This window comes from Cognatundibacterium luofuense (assembly GCF_018139685.1).
GTDB lineage: Bacteria > Pseudomonadota > Gammaproteobacteria > Burkholderiales > Burkholderiaceae_D > Undibacterium > Undibacterium luofuense.
In genome coordinates, this window is the sequence record NZ_JAGSPN010000243.1 from 1 (window position 1) to 384 (window position 384).

Below are 384 nucleotides of genomic sequence, written 5' to 3' on the forward strand. Positions count from 1 at the left end.
CGTAACGCCTGGGATGTGGTGACTTGTTATCCAGGCTTTCAGGCGATACTCATGCATCGCTGGGCGAACTGGTGCTGGCAGCGTGGCTTGAAATGGCTTGCGCGCTTCATCTCACATCTGGCACGTATCCTGACCGGGATAGAGATTCATCCAGGTGCTACGATAGGGCGCCGCGTATTTATTGATCATGGTTTTGGAGTGGTGATCGGTGAGACGGCAGAAGTCGGTGATGACTGTACGATCTATCAGGGTGTGACGCTGGGTGGAACTTCGCTCACGCGCGGAGCCAAGCGTCATCCTACACTGGAGGCTGGCGTCATCGTAGGTGCAGGCGCGAAAGTGCTGGGTAGTTTCACTGTTGGTGCAGGTGCCAAGATCGGTTCT

The 384-nt window shown here is 55.7% G+C and carries 1 protein-coding gene; it reads left to right on the plus strand.

Translation table 11 applies throughout. The features are described from left to right. Positions 1-384 (plus strand): serine O-acetyltransferase EpsC (gene epsC / locus KDM89_RS20235; RefSeq protein ID WP_329604713.1); only part of this gene is annotated, 384 nt, incomplete at both ends.